Source organism: Flavobacterium haoranii (assembly GCF_009363055.1).
GTDB lineage: Bacteria > Bacteroidota > Bacteroidia > Flavobacteriales > Flavobacteriaceae > Flavobacterium > Flavobacterium haoranii.
This window is the reverse complement of the sequence record NZ_CP045292.1, coordinates 1,170,297-1,190,553: the sequence shown is the minus strand read 5'-3', so window position 1 is coordinate 1,190,553 and position 20,257 is coordinate 1,170,297. Positions and strand designations below refer to the sequence as shown.

Genomic DNA, 20,257 nt, shown 5'->3' with positions numbered 1-20,257 from the left:
AGTATGTTAAACAGAAGACATATACGAATTAAAGTAATGCAAAGCATTTATGCCATGCATCAACACGAATCAGATAATCTTGAAAAGGAAGAAAAATTCTTATTTCAAAGTATTGAAAACATGCAAGATCTCTACTTGTTATTGGTTGCAGCATTAATAGAAATTCGTAACAAAGAAGAAGAATATCTTGATTTGGCTTCTAAAAAGCATTTAGCAACAAAAGAAGAACGCAATCCAAACAAAAAATTTATCAATAATAAAGTTTTACGATTATTAGTTAATTCAGGTAATATCGAAAATGCTTTAGAAGAAAATAGTATTTCTAACTGGAAACGCAATGATGATATTATTTTACTTTTATTAGAAGAAGTAAAAGCAAGTACTATTTATCAAGATTACATGAGCAAAACGGAAAGTAATTTTAATGATGATAAATATTTTGTAGCCGATTTATTTTCGGAAGTTATTGCGCCAAATGAAAAACTTTATGATTATATCGAAGATTATAAGTTAACCTGGGTAGACGATTTAGCTTCTGTAAATACTTTAATTTTAAAACAAATTAAAAGTTTAAAATCGGAAGATGATATTTTTAGAGTTTCAGCTTTATACAAAGACGAAGACGATAAAGATTTCGTGAAAAGTTTATTTAGAAAAACGGTTTTAAATGAGCAAGAACTTTCTAAGGAATATATAGATAAAACTCCGAATTGGGATGCTGAACGTATTGCAGAAATGGATACTATTATTTTAAAAATGGCAATTTGCGAATTGTTAAAGTTCCCATCAATTCCGGTAAAAGTAACAATTAACGAATATTTAGAAATTGCCAAAGAGTATTCTACACCAAAAAGTAGTATTTTTATAAACGGAATTTTAGATAATCTTGTAAAAGAATTTAAAAATGAAAACCGTTTAAATAAAGCGGGAAGAGGTTTATTATAAATTTAAAAATAAAAAAATGAAAAGAAGAAACTTATTATCAATCGCATCGTTTTCATTAATTATTGGTTTAGTATCTTGTAATGATGCTGCTAAAAGTAAAATTACTGAAGAAGATATTAAAGCAGTAGAGACAGCAAAAGAATTAGCTACTAAATTGCCAAAAGTATCTTTTGATAAAGCAGAATATGATTTTGGGACAATTACAGAAGGAGATGTTGTTGAAACAGAATTTACAGTTACAAATAATGGAGAATCTGATTTATTAATTTCAGATGCTAAAGCAAGTTGTGGTTGTACAGTTCCAGATTATCCTAAACAACCAATTAAACCAGGAGAATCTGCACCTATAAAAGTTTCTTTTAATTCAGCTGGTAAATCAGGGCAACAAAACAAAACGGTTACCCTAACAACAAATACTGAAAATGGTAGCGAAGCCTTTTCAATTAAAGCAAATGTTAATCCAAAACAATAATAGATTATGAGTCCAATGATGATAGGTCAGTTGTTACTTATGGTAGCAATTTTCTATTTTTTATTAATACGTCCACAACAACAACGAGTTAAAAAAGAAAAAGCATTTGAAGCCGCTTTAAAAGTTGGTGATAAAATTATTACCAAAGCTGGAATTCATGGGAAAATAGCTGAAATGGCAGATTCGACTGTAGTTATCGAAACTATGGCAGGAAAAATTAAAATGGAAAAGTCAGCAATTTCAATGGAAATGAGTGCTAAATTAAACGAGAAGAAATAACAAGTTAATCTATGTCATTTCGAGCGAAGTCGAGAAATCTCATAATTTTAGTAAAAAGATTCTTCACTTCATTCAGAATGACAAAGAAAAATTAACGATATTTATCATTAAGACCTTTACCTTCAACAAGTAAAGGTTTTATTTTTTCTAGTCGGGATAGTTTTGTTTTTTCTTGTTTAGCAGTATCAATAAATTCTAAATATTCTCTTTGTTTATAAGGAGAAAGGCTTTCAAATTGCTTTTTTAAAACTGAATTTTCATTTAGAAAATTTTCAAAAAACTCAGAAATAACAGTTTCTTTTTTCTCTTTTTTATTGCCAATCCTTTTTCTTCAATAGCTATTGCTTCAGTTACGTAAGCTAAGATTATTTTCTCATCAATTTCTTCTTTTGAATTAAATCGCATTTGTCGTAAAGATTTGGTAGTTCCTTCATTAGCATTAATCAAAAGATTTTTATCATCTTTAAGGAAAACGCCATTAAAAAACCAAACTCCAAAATACGACTTAAATCCTCCAATTCCAACCACATTTTTACCGTTGTAAGTATAAGTTGGACCACCCCATTTTGTCATTTCGACTAGAGGAGTTTTTCTTAAAATACTATGAAGTAAATCTAATTCTTCACTCCATTGATTGGTTTTGTTCCAAGGATTTTTCTTTTTTTCTTCCATAAATAAGGCAATTGTCGTATTGTTTTCTAAGTCATTTAAAAATAGTTTTGAAAACAAATCAATAATAGTAAAAGTATGAAAAAAATAGTATTGTTTTTTGTAGTTATGGCAAACATTGGCTTTGCTCAAAAAAATTTTTCAAAACTAGAAAAAGAGTTTAAAGAAATAAAATTGCCTTATGAAACTACAAAAGATTATTATCCTAAAATTGGACATGACGAACTTTACGATGTTGAAGTAGATTTTGTTCCAAATGAAGGTGGATTAATATCAGAAATAACAAAAACATTTAAAGATAATGGAGAGTACTATAACTCAAATTCACGTTATTTTTCTGTTGGAAAATTTAAATTTAACGAATTAACTTTTTTAATTTACTACGTTGTAACAAAATACAATTCTGATGGTCATTTAGAGTCGTATTACAATATAGATATGTATGATGTTAATGGAACTTGGAAGAATAGTTTTGTAATTGGTGAAAATCGTTATAAATTGAACTATATGAAAGATCCTGTAACTGCTTATGAAGATATTACACAAACAAATATTAAAATTGAAAATGGAAATTTAATTGTTAATAAAACAATGGTTCAAAATAATTATTTGAGAACTCCAGATGAAATGAAATTAACCAAATCGACAACTACAACTGAAATAGTAACAATTGATTCAAAAGGAAAAGTTGATATGGTTAGAAAATAAAAAAGGAAGCTAAAAGCTTCCTTTTTTATTAAAATATAACTTTAAATTTCAGTTCTTCACCTTTTCTAATAACAGTTATCTCTCGTTCATCACCAATTTTTAGTTTTGATAGACAATCCATGTAACTGTAAACTTCTTTTATTTTGCAATCGCCAATTTGAGTTAAAACATCACCAGAAAGTATTCCAGCCTTTGCAGCAGGTCGATCATCAGTAACACCATCAATATGTAAGCCATCTCCATAATCGGTATAATCAGGCATAATTCCTAAAGTTACTTTATAAGTTGGAACTTTTTTCCCAGCTTCTACTTTAGTTTTTGTAAATGGAATTTCGTTTGTATTTGAAATTTCATTAGTAACTCTAAAAATGTAATCAACAATAGCTCTTACACCATAATAATTGATTTTTTCTTCATCATCACTTGGTTTGTGATAATCCATGTGAGTTCCTGTGAAGAAAAACAATACTGGAATATCTTTTAAATTGAATGAAGTATGATCTGATGGGCCAATTCCAGTGTTTTCTATTGTTACATTAAAACCTGCAGGTTTGTTCTTTTCGATTATTTTTTCAAAAACTGGACTTGTACCCACACCGCCAACAACCAACGCTTTGTTATCGTTTAGACGACCAATCATGTCCATATTAATCATAGCTACTACATTTGGAAATTTATCTTTTAAAGTTTCTGCCATGAATTTTGAACCAATTAAACCGTCTTCTTCTCCTGAAAATAGAGCAAAAACATAATTTACTTTTTCTTTAGATTTATTTTGTGCCAAAATGCGAGCCAATTCTAAAACTCCTGAAACTCCAGAAGCATTATCGTCAGCACCATTATGAATTTCTCCGTGTGAATTTGGTTTTGTTGAGTGATTGTGTTCATTTCGTCCTAAATGATCGTAATGCGCACCAATTACTATAGTTTTCTTCGCTTTATTATCACTCCAATTACGTTCATTCCGTGATTAGCTTTAACACTGGTGCTATCATGCGGGTTTAATCGAACTTTATAATTGAATTTTTGCGTATAGCTTTTATCGTAAGGTTTTAATCCTAATTTTCTGAACTCAGTAGCGATGTAATTTGCTGCTTTTTCTTCACCAATTCAACCTGTTAAACGACCTTCTAATTCATCAGAAGCTAAATATTTGATATGACCTTTTAAATTAGCGTCGTTTATGACTTCTTTTTCATCTGTTTCAACCCAATCAGCAATAAAAACATTAGTTTCTCTTGGCTTACTTTGTTGTCTATTACTTGAGAAAACTAATTTTTTTCCATCAGGAGAAAACATTGGAAACGCATTAAATTCACTTTCCCATGTAATTTGACGTAAATTTTTCCCATCTTCATCAATCATGAACAATTGAAAATCGTAACCTCTTGTAGAATGATGATTACTCGAGAAGATAATTTTCTTATCAGAAGGGTGGAAGTAAGGCGCCCAATTTGCTTTTCCTAAATGTGTTACTTGTTTTAAGTTTGTTCCATCAATGTTGATGGTATAAATTTCCATTTCTGTTGGCGCAACTAAGTTTTTGCTTAACAAATCTTTGTATTCAGCAATAGCTTCAGCTGTTTTTGGTCGAGACGAACGGAAAACTAATTTTTTACTATCGTGTGAAAAGAATGCACCACCATCATAACCTAATCTATCAGTTAATTGCTTTAAATTTGAACCATCGATATCCATTATCCATAATTCTAAATCGCCACTACGCGTGCTGGTAAAAACAATTTTCTTTCCATCAGGAGAAACTACAGCTTCTGCATCATAACCTGGAGAATTTGTTAATTGTTTCACCACTTTTCCGTTTAAATCGGCAACGTAAATATCAAATTCAGGATAAACTGCCCAAAGGTATTTTCCATCCGTCGATTTTGGCGGGGCTGGACAAGCATGTCCGCCTTCATGAGTTGAAGCATATAAAATATGTTTCCCATCAGGCATAAAGAACGAACAAGTTGTTCTTCCTAATCCAGTTGAAATTAATTGTAAATCTTCAGGAGAATGACTGTCTTTATTTAAATCTAACTTATAAATTTGATCACATTCGATTCCAAATTGAGGATTTGTAATTTGCAGTGTTAAGCTTTTTCCATTTGGGCTGAAATATGCTTCGGCATTATCTCCACCAAAAGTTAATTGTTTTAAGTTTTTTATGTTTGTTTCTTGCGCATTACTAATAAAAAGAAAAGTGATGTGACAAGAATAATAGTTTTTGATTTCAATATTTGCATGCTTTTTATATTAAAAACGATATTCTCAAATATAAAAAAAGAGCTTTAAAAAAGCTCTTTAAATTTTTATTTTTTTGCAGTAAGCTCTGCTATCTTTACAATTACTTCAGTTGCTTTAATCATACTTTCAACCGGAACATATTCATATTTTCCGTGGAAATTATGTCCGCCAGCAAAAATATTTGGACAAGGTAATCCCATATATGATAATTGCGAACCATCCGTTCCACCACGAATTGGTTTGATAATTGGTTCAATTCCTAATTCTTTCATTGCTTCTTCAGCAATTTCTACAATATGGAAAACTGGTTCTACTTTTTCGCGCATGTTGAAATATTGATCTTTTACTTCAGCAATACAAATATCTTCACCAAATTGTTTAGCATATTCTGCATTAAATTTAGCTGCAATAGTATGGATTAATTCTTTTCTTGCTTCAAAATGTTCTCTATCGTGATCTCGAATAATTAATTCTAAAACAGTTTCTTCAAGACTTCCATTTAAATGGTGTACATGGAAAAAACCTTCATAACCTGTAGTTCTTTCTGGCACTTCATTTTCAGGTAATAAAGAAATAAAACGATTTGCTAATAACATTGAATTAATCATTTTCCCTTTTGCATAACCTGGATGAACACTTTTACCTTTAAAAATGATTTTTGCACCTGCAGCATTGAAATTTTCATATTCTAATTCACCAATTTGACTTCCATCCATAGTGTAAGCCCAATCACAACCGAATTTTTCAACATCAAATTTATGAGCGCCACGACCAATTTCTTCATCTGGTGTAAATCCAACTCTAATTTTTCCGTGTTTAATTTCTGGATGTTGGATTAAGTATTCCATTGCCGACATAATTTCTGTAATTCCAGCTTTATCATCAGCACCTAGAAGTGTTGTTCCATCAGTAGTGATTAAAGTTTGACCTTTATAAAGTAATAAATCTTCAAAATAACTTGGCGATAAAACAATGTTATGCTCAGCATTTAAAACAATATCTCCACCATCATAATTTTCAACAATTTGCGGTTTTACATTAGCTCCAGTAAAATCTGGCGTAGTATCAAAATGTGAAACAAAACCAATTGTAGGAACTTCATGTTCTACATTACTTGGTAAAGTTGCCATTATGTATGCATTTTCATCAATAGTAACGTCTTCCATTCCTATTGCTTTAAGTTCCTCAACTAATTTATTAGCTAAATCCCATTGTTTTGCTGTACTTGGAGTTGTTGATGAATTTGGATCAGATTCAGTGTCGATTGTAACGTAACTTACAAATCTATCTATAATTTTTTGCATGTTTTAATTTTAATTTTGTCAAAGATACTATTTATCAAAGAAATGACCTAGTTGTAAAATCTTAAAACAATGTTTAAATTTTGCTTTTGAATTTCTATTTTTGCAGTACCAACAACACAACACATGTACAAATTATTTATACGTCCGTTACTTTTTCTTTTTGATCCTGAAAAAGTGCATTATTTTACCTTTTCGTTAATTCGTTTTTTAAATAAAATTGGTTTCGGACCAGTTTTTAAAAGCCTTTACGAAGTAAATGATCCTAAGCTTGAAAGAGAAGTTTTTGGATTAAAATTCAAGAACCCAGTTGGTTTAGCAGCAGGTTTTGATAAAGATGCTAACTTATATCAAGAATTATCAAATTTAGGTTTTGGTTTTATTGAAATAGGAACGTTAACTCCGAAACCTCAAGAAGGAAATCCAAAAAAACGTTTGTTTCGTTTAAAAGCAGATTCAGCCATTATCAATAGAATGGGTTTTAATAATGGAGGAGTAGAAGAAGCTGTTTTAAGATTAAAGAAAAATAAAGGCGTTTTAATTGGTGGAAATATTGGAAAAAATAAAGTTACACCAAACGAAAATGCAGTTGATGATTATAAAATTTGTTTTGAAGCTTTGTTTCCTTATGTAGATTATTTTGTGGTAAATGTAAGCTCTCCAAATACTCCAAATTTACGTGAGTTACAAGACAAAGAGCCGTTGACCAAATTACTTCAAACTTTACAAAATTTAAATAACGAAAAACCTGTTACTTCGAACGGAGTCGAGAAGCCAAAACCAATTCTTTTAAAAATCGCTCCTGATTTAACAGACGAGCAATTGTTAGATATCATTGATATTGTGAAAGAAACTAAAATTGCAGGTGTAATTGCTACAAATACAACCATTTCAAGAGAAGGTTTACAATCGGATAATAAGACTGAAACAGGAGGTTTGTCGGGTAAACCATTAACGAAACGTTCAACAGAAGTGATTCGTTTTCTTTCTGAAAAAAGTAACAAAGCGTTTCCAATTATTGGTGTTGGTGGTATTCATTCCGCAGAAGATGCTTTAGAAAAGTTAGAGGCAGGAGCAAGTTTAGTGCAATTGTATACAGGATTTATCTATGAAGGTCCGCAATTGATTAAAGAAATTAATAAAGCTTTAGCAAAGAAATAATTTTACGAAAACGATTTCTTTTTAGTATTTTTGAAACCTATGAGCCAAGTAAAAATTATTGAATGTCCGCGCGATGCAATGCAAGGCATTAAAGATTTTATTCCGACCGAAAAAAAGGTGCAATATATTCAATCATTATTGCGTGTAGGTTTTGATACAATCGATTTTGGAAGTTTTGTTTCTCCAAAAGCAATTCCGCAAATGGTTGATACTGCTGAAGTTTTGGCTCAATTAGATTTATCTAAGACAGAAAGTAAATTATTAGCCATTATAGCGAATACAAAAGGAGCGGAATTAGCTTCGGTTCATAAAGAAATTCAATATTTAGGTTTTCCGTTTTCTATTTCCGAAAACTTTCAAATGCGTAATACGCATAAAACCATTGCAGAATCTATCGTTACGCTTCAAGAAATATTAGAAATAGCCAATAAAACTAACAAAGAAGTTGTAGCTTATTTGTCAATGGGATTTGGAAATCCTTATGGAGATCCATGGAATGTTGAAATTGTTGGAGAATGGACCGAAAAATTAGCCAATATGGGAGTGAAAATTTTATCGCTTTCAGATACTGTTGGAAGTTCAACACCAGAAGTTATAGATTATTTGTTTTCAAATTTAATTCCTAAATATCCAGAAATTGAGTTTGGAGCACATTTACACACGACTCCCGATTCTTGGCACGAAAAAATAGATGCAGCTTATAAAGCAGGTTGTAAACGATTTGATGGAGCTATAAAAGGTTTTGGAGGTTGTCCAATGGCTAAAGACGATTTAACGGGTAATATGCCTACCGAAAAAATATTATCTTATTTTACTGCTAACAAAGTAGATACAAATTGTCACGCAATGAGTTTTGAAAGCTCATATAATGAAGCTTTAAAGATTTTTAATGTATATCATTGAAATGTAAAAATGTGAATTACATCTTTTAAAGATTTTACTCTTACATTCTTAGTATTTGGATTTACTTTTATGTAAGTATAAAACATAATAGATAAGAAAAATACTGTTATTTGTTTGCCTACAATATTGCCAATTAACATTTGTTTAAAATTTTCTTTTTCATAAAAAAAGACAGAATAAAAGATTACAGAATCAAATAAACAAACAATTGACATTGTTAAATAAATAATTAGAAATAAATTTAATTTGGGCATTTTTAAATGTAAATATTGAAAAGTATACACAATAAAAAAGCTTTCAAAAAATAGTAAACTTGTTCCTACTACAAACAGACTAAGTTCAAAACTTAAAATTTCTTCTAGAAAAATGCCACTATCTGTTGCATTCGTCTCCGCATGAATGAGTAAAAAATGCGAAAACAAGGTTAATGCAATATTTGAAATTATTACTCCATAAATAAGACCTCTTGTTTTAACTATTCCTTCGGAATAGTTCGTTAATAATATGGTGAATAGTGAGGCAGTATAAAATATGGTTGATCCTGGAGAAAATTGGTAATTAAAGATACTGGTATCGTATACATTTGAGACCAATAATGTTTGAAAAAATTGCAATGCTCCTACAAAAACATAAAGCACACCATACCCGATTTGTTTTCGCATATAGTGCATAAATGTTATTAGAAAGCCTAATAATAATATTTCAAAAACTATTAGTAAGAAATTCAGCATGTTGCAAACTTATAAAAATTTTATTATGTACCGAAAAAATTATATATTTGCATGCAATTTAACAACTACAACTAAATTGCAATGAAAGCACACAATGCTAAAATTGTAGGTGAAGGTTTAACCTACGACGACGTCCTATTAATCCCAAATTATTCACAAGTATTACCAAGAGAAGTAAGCATTCAGTCTAAATTCTCAAGAAATATTACATTAAACGTTCCTGTAATTTCTGCAGCTATGGATACTGTTACAGAAAGTGACATGGCAATTGCTATGGCAAGAGAAGGAGGAATTGGTGTTTTACATAAAAACATGTCTATTGAGCGTCAGGCTGCTGAGGTACGTAAAGTAAAACGTGCCGAAAGTGGAATGATTATAGATCCTGTTACTTTACCATTATCAGCTACTGTTGGAGATGCGAAACGTGCTATGAAAGAATATAGTATTGGTGGAATTCCTGTAGTAGATGAAAACATGGTTTTAAAAGGAATTGTAACTAATCGTGATTTACGTTTCGAAAAAGAAAATGCAAGAGCGATTACTGAAGTTATGACTTCTGAGAACTTAGTAACTGCAAAACAAGGAACAACTTTAGCACAAGCCGAAGAAATTTTACAAGAAAATAAGATTGAGAAATTACCAGTTGTTGGTGAAGACTTTAAATTAATCGGTTTAATTACATTTCGCGATATTACAAAGTTAACTTTAAAACCAATGGCAAATAAAGACCAGTATGGACGTTTACGTGTTGCTGCTGCACTTGGTGTTACTGCTGATGCTGTGGAGCGCGCTAGAGCTTTAGTAAATGCTGGTGTAGATGCTGTAATTATAGATACGGCTCACGGACATACAAAAGGTGTAGTTGATGTTTTAAAGGCTGTTAAAGCTGAATTTTCGCAATTAGATGTAGTGGTTGGAAATATTGCTACGCCAGAAGCTGCTCAATATTTAGTTGAAAATGGTGCCGATGGTGTAAAAGTTGGTATTGGACCTGGATCTATTTGTACAACTCGAGTTGTGGCAGGTGTTGGTTTCCCTCAATTTTCTGCAGTTTTAGAAGTAGCAGCTGCTATTAGAGGTACTGGAGTTCCGGTAATTGCAGATGGTGGAGTTCGTTATACGGGAGATATTCCTAAAGCATTAGCAGCTGGAGCAGACAGTGTTATGTTAGGTTCAATGTTAGCAGGAACCAAAGAATCACCTGGTGAAACCATTATATTTGAAGGAAGAAAATTTAAATCATATAGAGGAATGGGATCAGTTGAAGCCATGAAAGAAGGTTCAAAAGATCGTTATTTTCAAGACGTAGAAGACGATGTTAAAAAATTAGTTCCTGAAGGAATTGTTGGTCGTGTGCCTTACAAAGGGGAATTGGCAGAAAGTATGTTACAGTTTGTTGGCGGACTTCGTGCTGGTATGGGATATTGCGGTGCAAAAGATATTCCAACATTACAAGAATCATCTCGTTTTGTTCGTTTAACAGCAAGTGGAATAGGGGAAAGCCACCCTCACAATGTTACAATTACTAAAGAAGCTCCGAATTATTCACGTTAATTTATAAGAATTGTCATGCTGAGCTTGTCGAAGCATCTCATCTTTATATGACTTCTCGTAAATACTCGAAGTGACTATACAATAAAATGTCATTGCGAGGAACGAAGCAATCTATAAAAAAATCCATTAGTGTATGCTAGTGGATTTTTTATTTTGCGCCAAAAACTTGCGCTACATAGAGGCGATTATTTTTCGAGTCTAAAGTGAAGCCTAATTCAGTGAAAGTAAATTTTGAGTCGGAAAGAATTTTTAAATGATTTGGAGAATTCTTCCATAAGTCGAAAATTTTGACGGCTAGAATATCTAAATCATCATTTGTATAAACTTTGTTCTTTATGGAAGTATAAAGGATATTTTCGCCAACTAATATAAAATCAGTTCCTTTATAAAAATACACTCGGTCTTTAGGAAGCTTTTTATTTGGATTGCTTTGTTCGTGTGTTAGCGATTGTTTCTTAGCAATATAAATAGAATGATCTTTTGCCGCTTTTTGTAAGATTATATCTTTTTCTAATTGCGTTACCTGTAAAGACACTCTATAATCATTTATTAAGCTAAAAACTTTGCTTTCTAATTGTTCCAAATCAATTTTACTGTCTTCTTGACTGTAAGAAATACAATTCGTTAAAAGAAAAAGGTATAAAATAAGGTTTTTCATGATTTGAATTTATCAAATTTTGCACCAATAAAAAAGCGTTTAAAAAATTAAAAAAAGGATAATTAAAATCTTATCATAGAGAAAAAATGAAATTACTAATTCTAACTAATATAAATCAAAAATCATTTTCATAAAATTGCAGTTATAGACAGAATTTTAAATCCATTTATTTTTAAAACCATCAATATATGCATTTATTAGTATTGAGAATTTTTCCTCGTTTATCTTTTCAATTTTTTCAAATCGTTCTATAATTTTTTTACATTGATTCCAAATTTGTATTAATTCGGAAATACTTGGTTTTAATAGAATCGAATTGTCAGGAGTATAATGTACAGTTTTATTTCTCAAGGAAAATAAATTTGTTATCTCATTTAGATGTACTTTTTTACTAATTATTTCATCTTTAAATATGAAAATTAGTCTTTCCATAATTTTTGCTACCGAAATTCGCGAATAACAAAAATCATCTATTATTCTTGATTGATATAAAAATAGTAAGTGTCTATTAGTAAGTGTTTCAATAAAAAAACCTAGATTATTTAAATGTCCCAAAATTTCAATCGAGTTAATTTTGTGGGTTATTTGATGTTTAATTACATATTTACGAGCCAATGTATTTGCATCTTGCCAAGCTTTTATGAAAGCATCTTGGGTTTCCTCAGAAAGTAGAATTCCTTCTTCTGATTGTGATAATTCTATAGTGTTATCTGAGAAAGTTGTTGTATTGAAAATTTCAATGTCTTTTTCATTTGGTTCTATCTTGTCAAGTATCTTTGAATATATTAATGAAGCAGATTCAGATATTAATGTTTCATCTATATATTTAAAAGATTCATCTAAAAAGAATTTTGCTCCTTCAGCTAGTTTTGTATATGTTTCGACATCGTGTTTTTTCATAAGCTTGTAACTAACTATTTTATGTAAGTAATTCTTTAATATTTCAAATATAAAAAATCCCGTCTTTCGACAGGATTAATATATAATAAAGTTTTTAACATTTAGATATGTTCTCGATACATTCCGATTTTATCGGAATACTCGAACTGACGATTTTAGATTCTTCACTTACGTTTAGACTCGAGGCAAAGACGAACAGAGCGTAGCTAATGACAAAACTGAACACTGAAAACTGAGACTGAACACTAATTTAAATTCCCAAATAATTACTTGGTGTAATTTGTTTTAACTCGTTCTTAATATTATCGTTTATTATTAACGTTTCAATAAACGCATGAATCGATTCTTTATTAATAACCGAGTTGGTCCTCGTTAAATCTTTCAAAGCTTCATAAGGATTAGGATAGCCTTCACGACGTAAAATTGTTTGAATCGCTTCGGCAACAACCGCCCAGTTTTTCTCTAAATCTTCGGCAAATTTATCTTCGTTTAACAACAATTTGTTTAAACCTTTCAATGTAGCTTCAAAAGCAATAATGGTATGTCCAAAAGGAACACCTACGTTACGTAAAACCGTACTATCTGTTAAATCGCGTTGTAATCTCGAAATCGGTAATTTAGCCGATAAATGTTCGAAAATAGCATTAGCTATGCCTAAGTTTCCTTCCGAGTTTTCAAAATCAATTGGGTTTACTTTATGTGGCATCGCGCTCGAACCAATTTCTCCCGCTTTGATTTTTTGCTTGAAATAATCCATTGAAACATAGGTCCAAATATCTCTATCTAAATCAATTAGAATTGTATTAATACGTTTTAAAGCATCGAAAAACGCTGCAAAATGGTCGTAATGTTCAATTTGTGTCGTTGGAAACGAATGGTGTAAACCTAAACTTTCTTCTACGAATTTAGTTCCAAAAGCTTTCCAATCGGTGTTTGGATACGCAATTTTGTGTGCGTTGTAATTTCCTGTTGCACCACCAAATTTAGCCGCAAATGGCACGTTGAATAATAAACGCATTTGCTCTTCTAAACGTTCTACGAAAACTAAAATTTCTTTTCCTAAGCGAGTAGGAGAAGCCGGTTGTCCATGTGTTCTTGCTAACATTGGAACGTCTTTCCATTCAATCGATAAATCTTTTAACTTTTGAATCACCGAAATTAAACTTGGCATATAAACGTTTTCAAAAGCTTCTTTTGTAGAAAGCGGAATAGCTGTATTGTTAATATCTTGAGAAGTTAACCCAAAATGGATAAACTCTTTATATTGTTCTAAATTTAAAGCATCGAACTTACTTTTAATGAAATACTCAACTGCTTTAACATCGTGATTGGTAGTTTTCTCAGTTTCTTTTATCCAAAGAGCATCTTCAGTTGAAAATTGCTCATACATTTTACGTAATTCTGGATAAAGATTTTTATCTACACCTGATAATTGAGGAACTCCCGCTTCGCAAAGTGCAATAAAGTATTCTACTTCTACTAAAACACGATACTTGATTAAAGCTTCTTCTGAAAAATAAGGCGCTAAATTTTGAGTTTTACTACGATAACGACCATCAACTGGCGAAATAGCATTTAGTTCTGTAAGTTGTTGCATTTTGTTGTGTTGTTTTTAAGAAAGTGCAAATTTAGTAATTAGTGATTAGTTATCAGTTATTAGTAGATAGTTTTTTTAATTTATATTGTCCCCTTGAGGATTATTTGTGCAACCAAATAGCGGGGTGTTAAAAAGATGCTTCGACAAGCTCAGCATGACAAACCAATTAAACAAATCAACGAATCAACAAATCACGAAGCTTCATCATTCCTTCTGTGGCAGAAAGTGCAAATACCTCAAGTGGATTTGGTAAATCGTAAATAGTTGCAGGTTTTGGATCAATATAATACACTGGAATATGCGGTTTAGCATAATGCATCAATCCTGCTGCTGGATATACTTGTAACGAAGTTCCGATAACCACTAAAATATCAGCTTGTTCCACAACAGGTATTGAACGTTCAATTTCGGGAACAGCTTCTCCAAACCAAACAATTGCGGGACGTAATTGTTCGCCTAATTTGTTTTTGTCGCCTAGTTTAACTTCGTCTTCCAAGTGAATCAATTCATTTTGAGAATGTTCGCCACGCACTTTAAGCAATTCACCATGTAAATGAATAATTTTTGTACTTCCACCTCGCTCGTGCAAATCGTCCACGTTTTGGGTTATGATATGAACATTAAAATGCTCTTCTAATTCACCTAAAATGGTATGTGCGGCATTCGGTTGAACTTCTTTTAATTGCACTCTACGTTGGTTATAAAAATCTAAAACTAATTCAGGATTTTTACGCCAACCTTGAGGTGAAGCCACTTCCATAACATCGTGTCCTTCCCATAAACCATCGGCATCTCGAAATGTTTTAATACCACTTTCGGCGCTAATTCCGGCTCCGCTTAAAACAACAAGTTTTTTCTTCATTTGTAGCAATTATTTTGTTTTTTAGTTTACTAATTGTCCCGCTGTCCGCTGTATTTTTATTCGTCAGTTTGAGTTTTTTGTTTCGCTTCTCGATACTTTCTTGCGAAAACTCGAAGTGACGAAACAAAATGTATCGAGAACTCATAAAAGATGCCGCTTCCATCGGGGCTATACATCACGTATTTTCTTTCAATAAATAAAAAAATGTTTTCTTTGCATTAAAGATAACAATAAATGAATACCGAGAAAAAAGCACTTTTAGAATATTTAGAAGGATTTATTACCGAAAACAGAAAAGAAGGATTTAAACGCGTTTTAGAAAACCGTACCAAGCATTTTACTATTGCCATGGAAGATGTTTACCAATTACATAATACCAGTGCGGTTATGCGTAGTTGTGAAGTTTTTGGTATACAAGAATTAAATGTAATTGAACAACGTTTTGGAAAGCGAATCGATAAAGAAATAGCGTTAGGAGCAGAGAAGTGGGTTGATGTTCGTCGATTTTCTACTATTCAAAATTGTATCGATGATTTAAAAGGAAATGGGTACCAAATTATTGCCACAACTCCACACAATGATTCGTGTTTGTTGCAAGATTTTGACATCAGTAAACCTTCAGCAATATTTTTTGGAACCGAAAAATTGGGGCTATCAGAAGAAGTTATGCAGCAAGCTGATGGTTATTTGAAAATTCCGATGGTTGGTTTTACCGAGAGTTTGAATATTTCAGTTTCGGCAGCAATTGTTATTCAAGATATAACAGCAAGATTGCGACGCTCAGCTATAGATTGGAAATTGACGGAAGAAGAGTTTTTGGAAAAACAATTAGATTGGACACGAAAATCAATAAAAGATATCGACTTTATTGAAAAGAAATTCTACGAAAGTGAAAAGTAGAAAGTAAAAAGGCAAAAGTATTTTTAAGATTTTCTTTTGACTTATCCCTTTTACTTTTTACTTGAAACTATTTATTCTTTTTCAATACTTTGTATTCTTCATAACAACCGCTAATAGCATCTAGAATCTGTAAATCGTTAGCTGTTTTTATAAATTGCTCAGAATAATTACAGTTTTGTAGAATTAAAGGAATATCGTCTTTGTCAATCTCTAACATAGAAGCTAAAACAATTCTGTCGTACTTTGTTGCTAGTAATTCACGAATGGTATCGTCTTTTTTCATTTCCTTTAGCTTTTTCATTTGTTTTGGTCGTTTGCCAAAAACATTATACAGGAAATCTGCCGGATTAAAAATAGATTGCAAAACCTTACCAACAGCACTAGGTGATTTATCACCAACTTCATAACCTGCATTTAATCCAGAAATACTATAACGATAATTATTTTCGTCTACAGGGATTAGTTCTGTGTCGACTTCAATATATCCTGTTAAATTATAGCGCGCCATAACAACTTCTTCTAAAGCATAAGCCTTTTCGGTTAAGGCTACTTTAGCTGTTTTGTTTTTAATCCAGTCGTTTGTTACCCTTACTTTAATAGTTTCATAACCTAAATAAGAAAATAAAATGGTGTCGTTTGCTTTAGCTGTTAATTCAAATAAACCATTTCCATCTGTAATGACACCTTTTACTCTTGTAGCATTAATAACGTGAACGTTATTCATAGGTAAACGAGTTTCGGCACTAATAACTGTACCTTGTATAGCTACTGCAATAGTATCGTTTTGAGAAAAACCTATTGTTGTAATTAGTAGAAATAAAAAAACTATAAAATATCTCATATGGGCAATGTTGATTCAAAAATACAAATCAAACCGAGATATTTTATAGTTTCTATGTTTTTTATCAGAAAATTAACTAAAGGAGTTAACTTCTTCTAGAACGTTTCGCTTTATCGAAGAAACCTTTTGAGTTGTCTGATGAAGAATTACTTCTTCTTCCAGATCTTTCTCCAGATGGTTTGCTGTCACGTCTTCTGTCGCCACCTCTGTCGTTTCTATCGCTTCTATCACTACGTCTTCTATCTCCACCACCTTCATTTCTTCTTCCAGAAGTTTCATTTCTTCTTCCACCGTCGCGACCACCTTCTCTTTTTCCGCCTCTTCCACCGTGATCTCTTCTTCCAGAGTTTCTAGAACCGTCGTTTTTAGAAATTTCAACGTTAATTTTTCTTCCTTCAATGTTAATTTCTTCGAAAGTACTCATTACTTTTTCTACTAATTCTGCATCAGTATTAAAGAAAGAGAAACCTTCTTTTACATCCACTTTGAAAATATCGTCTCTACCAACTTCTAACGTATCACGTAAGAAATCTTTTAAAGACATCCAATCGAAATTATCTCTAGTTCCAATATTAATAAAATAACGAACAGAACCTTCAGTTGGAATTTCTCCTTTGTTGTTTCCAGCGCTTATTGCAGTTAAATCTCTAGAGTTTTTATAGTAAGATAAGAAACGGTTAAATTCAACAGAAACCATTTTCTTAATTAATTCTTCTTTTGGAATATCTTTTAATACTTCTTCAATAGCAGGTAAATAAGTGTCGATTTCATGATCGATTTCAACATCTTTAATTTTGTTTGCTAAATGGAATAATTGAATTTCGCAAATTTCGATTCCAGAAGGAATTGGTTTTTCTTCAAATTTAGTTTTAATGATTTTCTCAATTTGATGAATTTTACGAATTTCACTTTTGGTAATAATTACTAATGAAGTTCCTGATTTCCCTGCACGACCTGTACGACCAGAACGGTGCGTATACGTTTCAATTTCATCAGGTAATTGATAATTGATTACGTGTGTTACATCATCTACATCAATTCCACGAGCCGCTACATCAGTAGCAACTAACATTTGAATTTGACGTTGACGGAACGATTTCATTACACTGTCTCTTTGTGTTTGAGATAAATCTCCGTGTAAAGCAGCAGCGTTATAACCATCTTCAATTAACTTATCAGCAATAGCTTGAGTATCACGTTTTGTTCTACAGAAAATAACTGAGAAAATTGCAGGATTAGCATCTGCTAAACGTTTTAAAGCAGAATATCTATCACGTCCGTTAACTACATAAAATTCGTGAGAAACATTTGTGTTTCCAGAGTTTTTATGACCAACAGTAATTTCTAATGGTCTACTCATGAATTCTTTAGCAATTCTAGCAACTTCTTGTGGCATAGTTGCAGAGAATAACCAAGTAGATTTTTCATCTGGAGTGTCAGCTAAGATTGAGCAAATGTCATCATAGAATCCCATGTTTAACATTTCATCTGCTTCATCTAAAACACAATAATCGATATTTTTAATGTTAACCAAACCACGGTTAATCATATCTTGCATACGACCTGGAGTAGCTACAATAATTTGTGCTCCACGTTTCACCTCTTTAGCCTGTTCATTAATGTTTGCACCACCATAAACGGCAACCGTGTTTAAGCCTTTGATATATTTTGAATAAAGCTTAATTTCGTTAGTGATTTGTAAACATAATTCTCTTGTTGGAGATAAAATTAACGCTTGAGTATTTCTATCATCAGCATTAATTTTTTGAATAAGCGGAAAACCAAAAGCTGCTGTCTTACCAGTTCCGGTTTGAGCTAATGCAACAATATCAGTGTCTTTTTCTAATAAAATAGGAATCGCCTTTTCCTGTACTTCCGATGGATTTTCAAATCCAAGGTCTTTTATCGCCAGCAGAAGCGATTCATTAAGACCTAATTGTTCAAATTTGTTCATGTATATATTTAAAATTGGGTGCAAAGGTAGTGTTAATAAATGAGATAATCTAATTTATAAAGTTTTGAATATTAATTTGTTATAAAAAAAATGAAATATAGTTGGTTTAAAAGAAATAAATCTCGGTATTGAATGACGAAAATTTTAAATTTGTAAAAAAATAAGAAATGATTGAAATTTTAGATGTAATAGGGGTTTTTGTATTTGCTATTTCTGGAGTTTTAACAGCTATAAACAAGAAGCTAGATTTGTTTGGGGTATTTATAATTGCCTTTGTTACTGCAGTTGGTGGCGGTACTTTACGCGATGTTTTAATTGGTAGAATGCCAGTAGGTTGGATGCAAAATTTAGATTATGTTTACATTATAATTGTAGGTTATTTAACCGCATTATTTTTTCGAAATTACTTAAATAAACTAAGAGTTTCACTTTTTTTGTTTGATACTATTGGTTTAGGAATTTATACCTTAATAGGGATTGAAAAAGGTTTAGAATATGGTTTGCATCCTATTATTTGTATAGCTTTAGGAACCATTACGGCTAGTTTTGGTGGTTTAATTCGTGATATCTTATGTAATGAAATTCCATTATTATTAAGAAAAGGAACTATTTATGCCACCATTTGTATTTTTGGAGGTATTCAGTTTTTTATATTACGTAAATTAGGTTTAGAAAGTTCAATAAACGAATTAGTAACTTCTTTAACTATTATTTCAGTTCGATTGGCAGCTGTGCGTTATAATTGGAGTTTACCAGTAGTTTCGATTAAAAATTAGTTTCTAAAAAATCAATAAGTTTTCGAGTAGCAATTCCTCGGTGACTTAGTTTAGCTTTTTCGCTCATTTCCATCTGGGCAAAAGTAGTTGTAAAGCCTTCTGGAACAAATATTGGATCGTATCCAAAACCTTTAATACCTCTTTTTTCTGAGATGATTTCACCTTTTATAATACCTTCAAAAAGATGTTGTGTGTTATTAATATTTAACGCAATAATTGTCTTAAATTGAGCTTGTCTGTTTTGCTTGTCTTCTAGATTTTTAAGAAGTTTATTCATGTTGTCGTCCGCATTTTTTTGTTCGCCAGCATAACGCGCCGAATAAACTCCGGGCTCACCATTTAAAATGGCAACTTCTAAACCTGTATCATCAGCAAAGCAAGGTAAACCATATTTTTCAGTTACATAATTTGCTTTTAAAATTGCATTTCCTTCAATAGTAGTAGCAGTTTCAGGGATATCTTCAGTACAACCAATATCTTCTAAACTTAATAGATCAATAGATTCGGGTAACATTTGTTTTATTTCTGCAATTTTATTTTTATTGTTAGAGGCAAAGACTAGTTTCATAAGAAAAAATTAGGTAGTAAAAATACAAAATGTATAAAAAGTAAAAAAGCCGAGGTGGAGCCCCCGACTTTTTAAGTGAACGTGTAACCACATTTCTGTGCGTTCTGCTGCAAATGTAATTGTATTTATTGATTTAACAATCTTTTTTTAGATTTTATTTTGTTTGAAATTTTTTTTAGTCGCAAAATTTATAATAAAAACTTTTTTCTTTATACTTTTGTCCCGATTTTT

At 31.3% G+C, this 20,257-nt stretch carries 22 protein-coding genes; 9 read left to right on the top strand and 13 right to left on the bottom strand.

Features of this window, described 5'->3' with window-relative positions; translation table 11 throughout:
• The first annotated feature begins 3 nt into the window (after positions 1 to 3).
• Genes nusB through yajC form a run of 3 tightly spaced genes read left to right on the top strand, consistent with a single transcriptional unit; the run spans position 4 to position 1,696 of the window.
• On the top strand, positions 4 to 945 hold the full coding sequence (gene nusB / locus GCU34_RS05810; protein ID WP_072785801.1) for a transcription antitermination factor NusB: 942 nt from the start codon (positions 4 to 6) through the stop codon (positions 943 to 945).
• A gap of 16 nt (positions 946 to 961) precedes the next feature.
• Entirely contained in the window at positions 962 to 1,417 is a 456-nt protein-coding gene (locus tag GCU34_RS05805) for a DUF1573 domain-containing protein (protein WP_072785800.1), read from the top strand.
• A 6-nt stretch (positions 1,418 to 1,423) separates the two neighbouring features.
• The gene (yajC, locus tag GCU34_RS05800) at positions 1,424 to 1,696 is read left to right on the top strand and encodes a preprotein translocase subunit YajC (RefSeq protein ID WP_143146246.1); all 273 of its coding nucleotides are present in this window, start codon (positions 1,424 to 1,426) and stop codon (positions 1,694 to 1,696) included.
• Positions 1,697 to 1,787: 91 nt separating this feature from the next.
• Here yajC and GCU34_RS14210 read toward each other — a convergent pair whose 3' ends face one another.
• Entirely contained in the window at positions 1,788 to 1,985 is a 198-nt protein-coding gene (locus tag GCU34_RS14210) for a YdeI/OmpD-associated family protein (RefSeq protein ID WP_317162532.1), read from the bottom strand.
• Positions 1,958 to 2,368: a DUF1801 domain-containing protein gene (locus GCU34_RS05795; RefSeq protein ID WP_317162529.1), complete on the bottom strand. Its 411-nt coding sequence runs from the start codon at positions 2,366 to 2,368 to the stop codon at positions 1,958 to 1,960. The genes GCU34_RS14210 and GCU34_RS05795 overlap by 28 nt, the downstream gene beginning before the upstream one ends.
• Before the next feature lie 75 nt (positions 2,369 to 2,443).
• Between GCU34_RS05795 and GCU34_RS05790 the strand changes: the two genes are divergently transcribed.
• On the top strand, positions 2,444 to 3,073 hold the full coding sequence (locus GCU34_RS05790) for a hypothetical protein (RefSeq protein ID WP_072785798.1): 630 nt from the start codon (positions 2,444 to 2,446) through the stop codon (positions 3,071 to 3,073).
• A gap of 28 nt (positions 3,074 to 3,101) precedes the next feature.
• On the opposite strand, the gene GCU34_RS13625 is transcribed toward GCU34_RS05790, so the two are convergent.
• From GCU34_RS13625 to pepT, 3 genes are all read right to left on the bottom strand, one after another.
• The gene (locus GCU34_RS13625) at positions 3,102 to 3,992 is read right to left on the bottom strand and encodes a M20/M25/M40 family metallo-hydrolase (RefSeq protein WP_244889109.1); all 891 of its coding nucleotides are present in this window, start codon (positions 3,990 to 3,992) and stop codon (positions 3,102 to 3,104) included.
• A gap of 191 nt (positions 3,993 to 4,183) precedes the next feature.
• Positions 4,184 to 5,029 (bottom strand): oligogalacturonate lyase family protein, encoded by an 846-nt coding sequence (locus tag GCU34_RS13620; RefSeq protein ID WP_227658746.1) that lies wholly within the window; start codon positions 5,027 to 5,029, stop codon positions 4,184 to 4,186.
• Positions 5,030 to 5,385: 356 nt separating this feature from the next.
• Positions 5,386 to 6,624, bottom strand: coding sequence for a peptidase T (gene pepT, locus GCU34_RS05780; RefSeq protein WP_072785796.1), 1,239 nt, complete (start codon positions 6,622 to 6,624; stop codon positions 5,386 to 5,388).
• A gap of 123 nt (positions 6,625 to 6,747) precedes the next feature.
• On the opposite strand from pepT, the gene GCU34_RS05775 reads away from it, so the two are divergent.
• Both GCU34_RS05775 and GCU34_RS05770 read left to right on the top strand, forming a co-directional pair.
• The gene (locus tag GCU34_RS05775) at positions 6,748 to 7,782 is read left to right on the top strand and encodes a quinone-dependent dihydroorotate dehydrogenase (protein WP_072785794.1); all 1,035 of its coding nucleotides are present in this window, start codon (positions 6,748 to 6,750) and stop codon (positions 7,780 to 7,782) included.
• 39 nt (positions 7,783 to 7,821) lie between these two features.
• Complete coding sequence (locus GCU34_RS05770; RefSeq protein ID WP_143146245.1) at positions 7,822 to 8,685, top strand: hydroxymethylglutaryl-CoA lyase; 864 nt, start codon at positions 7,822 to 7,824, stop codon at positions 8,683 to 8,685.
• Here the strand turns inward: GCU34_RS05770 and GCU34_RS05765 are convergent.
• Positions 8,679 to 9,416 (bottom strand): hypothetical protein, encoded by a 738-nt coding sequence (locus tag GCU34_RS05765; RefSeq protein ID WP_394332676.1) that lies wholly within the window; start codon positions 9,414 to 9,416, stop codon positions 8,679 to 8,681. The two genes, GCU34_RS05770 and GCU34_RS05765, sit on opposite strands and share 7 nt — an antisense overlap.
• 81 nt (positions 9,417 to 9,497) lie before the next feature.
• Here GCU34_RS05765 and guaB point away from each other — a divergent pair, with 81 nt between their 5' ends.
• Complete coding sequence (guaB, locus tag GCU34_RS05760) at positions 9,498 to 10,970, top strand: IMP dehydrogenase (RefSeq protein ID WP_072785789.1); 1,473 nt, start codon at positions 9,498 to 9,500, stop codon at positions 10,968 to 10,970.
• A 148-nt stretch (positions 10,971 to 11,118) separates the two neighbouring features.
• On the opposite strand, the gene GCU34_RS05755 is transcribed toward guaB, so the two are convergent.
• The 4 genes from GCU34_RS05755 to GCU34_RS05740 form a co-directional block, all read right to left on the bottom strand.
• Positions 11,119 to 11,628: a CAP domain-containing protein gene (locus GCU34_RS05755; RefSeq protein ID WP_072785787.1), complete on the bottom strand. Its 510-nt coding sequence runs from the start codon at positions 11,626 to 11,628 to the stop codon at positions 11,119 to 11,121.
• Between the two features lie 156 nt (positions 11,629 to 11,784).
• On the bottom strand, positions 11,785 to 12,528 hold the full coding sequence (locus tag GCU34_RS05750; RefSeq protein ID WP_072785785.1) for a hypothetical protein: 744 nt from the start codon (positions 12,526 to 12,528) through the stop codon (positions 11,785 to 11,787).
• A gap of 250 nt (positions 12,529 to 12,778) precedes the next feature.
• Positions 12,779 to 14,125 carry an adenylosuccinate lyase gene (purB, locus tag GCU34_RS05745; RefSeq protein ID WP_072785783.1) on the bottom strand — a complete coding sequence of 449 codons (1,347 nt, stop codon included), beginning with the start codon at positions 14,123 to 14,125 and terminating at the stop codon, positions 12,779 to 12,781.
• 175 nt (positions 14,126 to 14,300) lie between these two features.
• Complete coding sequence (locus GCU34_RS05740; RefSeq protein WP_072785781.1) at positions 14,301 to 14,987, bottom strand: SIR2 family NAD-dependent protein deacylase; 687 nt, start codon at positions 14,985 to 14,987, stop codon at positions 14,301 to 14,303.
• 234 nt (positions 14,988 to 15,221) lie between these two features.
• Here GCU34_RS05740 and GCU34_RS05735 point away from each other — a divergent pair, with 234 nt between their 5' ends.
• The gene (locus tag GCU34_RS05735; RefSeq protein WP_072785780.1) at positions 15,222 to 15,887 is read left to right on the top strand and encodes a TrmH family RNA methyltransferase; all 666 of its coding nucleotides are present in this window, start codon (positions 15,222 to 15,224) and stop codon (positions 15,885 to 15,887) included.
• Positions 15,888 to 15,954: 67 nt separating this feature from the next.
• Here GCU34_RS05735 and GCU34_RS05730 read toward each other — a convergent pair whose 3' ends face one another.
• Together GCU34_RS05730 and GCU34_RS05725 are read right to left on the bottom strand one after the other, a co-directional pair.
• Positions 15,955 to 16,728: a carboxypeptidase-like regulatory domain-containing protein gene (locus GCU34_RS05730; RefSeq protein ID WP_072785778.1), complete on the bottom strand. Its 774-nt coding sequence runs from the start codon at positions 16,726 to 16,728 to the stop codon at positions 15,955 to 15,957.
• Positions 16,729 to 16,813: 85 nt separating this feature from the next.
• A complete protein-coding gene (locus GCU34_RS05725; protein WP_072785776.1) occupies positions 16,814 to 18,682 on the bottom strand; it encodes a DEAD/DEAH box helicase in 1,869 nt (622 codons plus the stop codon).
• Positions 18,683 to 18,849: 167 nt separating this feature from the next.
• Between GCU34_RS05725 and GCU34_RS05720 the strand changes: the two genes are divergently transcribed.
• Positions 18,850 to 19,458, top strand: coding sequence for a trimeric intracellular cation channel family protein (locus GCU34_RS05720; protein WP_072785774.1), 609 nt, complete (start codon positions 18,850 to 18,852; stop codon positions 19,456 to 19,458).
• Here the strand turns inward: GCU34_RS05720 and GCU34_RS05715 are convergent.
• A complete protein-coding gene (locus GCU34_RS05715; RefSeq protein WP_072785772.1) occupies positions 19,448 to 20,026 on the bottom strand; it encodes a non-canonical purine NTP diphosphatase in 579 nt (192 codons plus the stop codon). The genes GCU34_RS05720 and GCU34_RS05715 overlap by 11 nt on opposite strands.
• Positions 20,027 to 20,257: the final 231 nt, after the last annotated feature.

Excerpts from the sequence above, each read along its gene's own strand:
- GCU34_RS05730 (WP_072785778.1), bottom strand. The coding sequence starts at position 16,728 with ATGAGATATTTTATAGTTTTTTTATTTCTACTAATTACAACAATAGGT.
- GCU34_RS05740 (WP_072785781.1), bottom strand. The coding sequence starts at position 14,987 with ATGAAGAAAAAACTTGTTGTTTTAAGCGGAGCCGGAATTAGCGCCGAA.
- GCU34_RS05755 (WP_072785787.1), bottom strand. The coding sequence starts at position 11,628 with ATGAAAAACCTTATTTTATACCTTTTTCTTTTAACGAATTGTATTTCT.
- GCU34_RS13620 (WP_227658746.1), bottom strand. The coding sequence starts at position 5,029 with ATGCCTGATGGGAAACATATTTTATATGCTTCAACTCATGAAGGCGGA.
- GCU34_RS05805 (WP_072785800.1), top strand. The coding sequence starts at position 962 with ATGAAAAGAAGAAACTTATTATCAATCGCATCGTTTTCATTAATTATT.
- GCU34_RS05715 (WP_072785772.1), bottom strand. The coding sequence starts at position 20,026 with ATGAAACTAGTCTTTGCCTCTAACAATAAAAATAAAATTGCAGAAATA.
- nusB (WP_072785801.1), top strand. The coding sequence starts at position 4 with ATGTTAAACAGAAGACATATACGAATTAAAGTAATGCAAAGCATTTAT.
- GCU34_RS05770 (WP_143146245.1), top strand. The coding sequence starts at position 7,822 with ATGAGCCAAGTAAAAATTATTGAATGTCCGCGCGATGCAATGCAAGGC.
- purB (WP_072785783.1), bottom strand. The coding sequence starts at position 14,125 with ATGCAACAACTTACAGAACTAAATGCTATTTCGCCAGTTGATGGTCGT.
- GCU34_RS05735 (WP_072785780.1), top strand. The coding sequence starts at position 15,222 with ATGAATACCGAGAAAAAAGCACTTTTAGAATATTTAGAAGGATTTATT.
- GCU34_RS05765 (WP_394332676.1), bottom strand. The coding sequence starts at position 9,416 with ATGCTGAATTTCTTACTAATAGTTTTTGAAATATTATTATTAGGCTTT.
- yajC (WP_143146246.1), top strand. The coding sequence starts at position 1,424 with ATGAGTCCAATGATGATAGGTCAGTTGTTACTTATGGTAGCAATTTTC.
- GCU34_RS05775 (WP_072785794.1), top strand. The coding sequence starts at position 6,748 with ATGTACAAATTATTTATACGTCCGTTACTTTTTCTTTTTGATCCTGAA.
- pepT (WP_072785796.1), bottom strand. The coding sequence starts at position 6,624 with ATGCAAAAAATTATAGATAGATTTGTAAGTTACGTTACAATCGACACT.
- GCU34_RS05720 (WP_072785774.1), top strand. The coding sequence starts at position 18,850 with ATGATTGAAATTTTAGATGTAATAGGGGTTTTTGTATTTGCTATTTCT.
- GCU34_RS05795 (WP_317162529.1), bottom strand. The coding sequence starts at position 2,368 with ATGGAAGAAAAAAAGAAAAATCCTTGGAACAAAACCAATCAATGGAGT.
- GCU34_RS05725 (WP_072785776.1), bottom strand. The coding sequence starts at position 18,682 with ATGAACAAATTTGAACAATTAGGTCTTAATGAATCGCTTCTGCTGGCG.
- GCU34_RS05750 (WP_072785785.1), bottom strand. The coding sequence starts at position 12,528 with ATGAAAAAACACGATGTCGAAACATATACAAAACTAGCTGAAGGAGCA.
- GCU34_RS05790 (WP_072785798.1), top strand. The coding sequence starts at position 2,444 with ATGAAAAAAATAGTATTGTTTTTTGTAGTTATGGCAAACATTGGCTTT.
- guaB (WP_072785789.1), top strand. The coding sequence starts at position 9,498 with ATGAAAGCACACAATGCTAAAATTGTAGGTGAAGGTTTAACCTACGAC.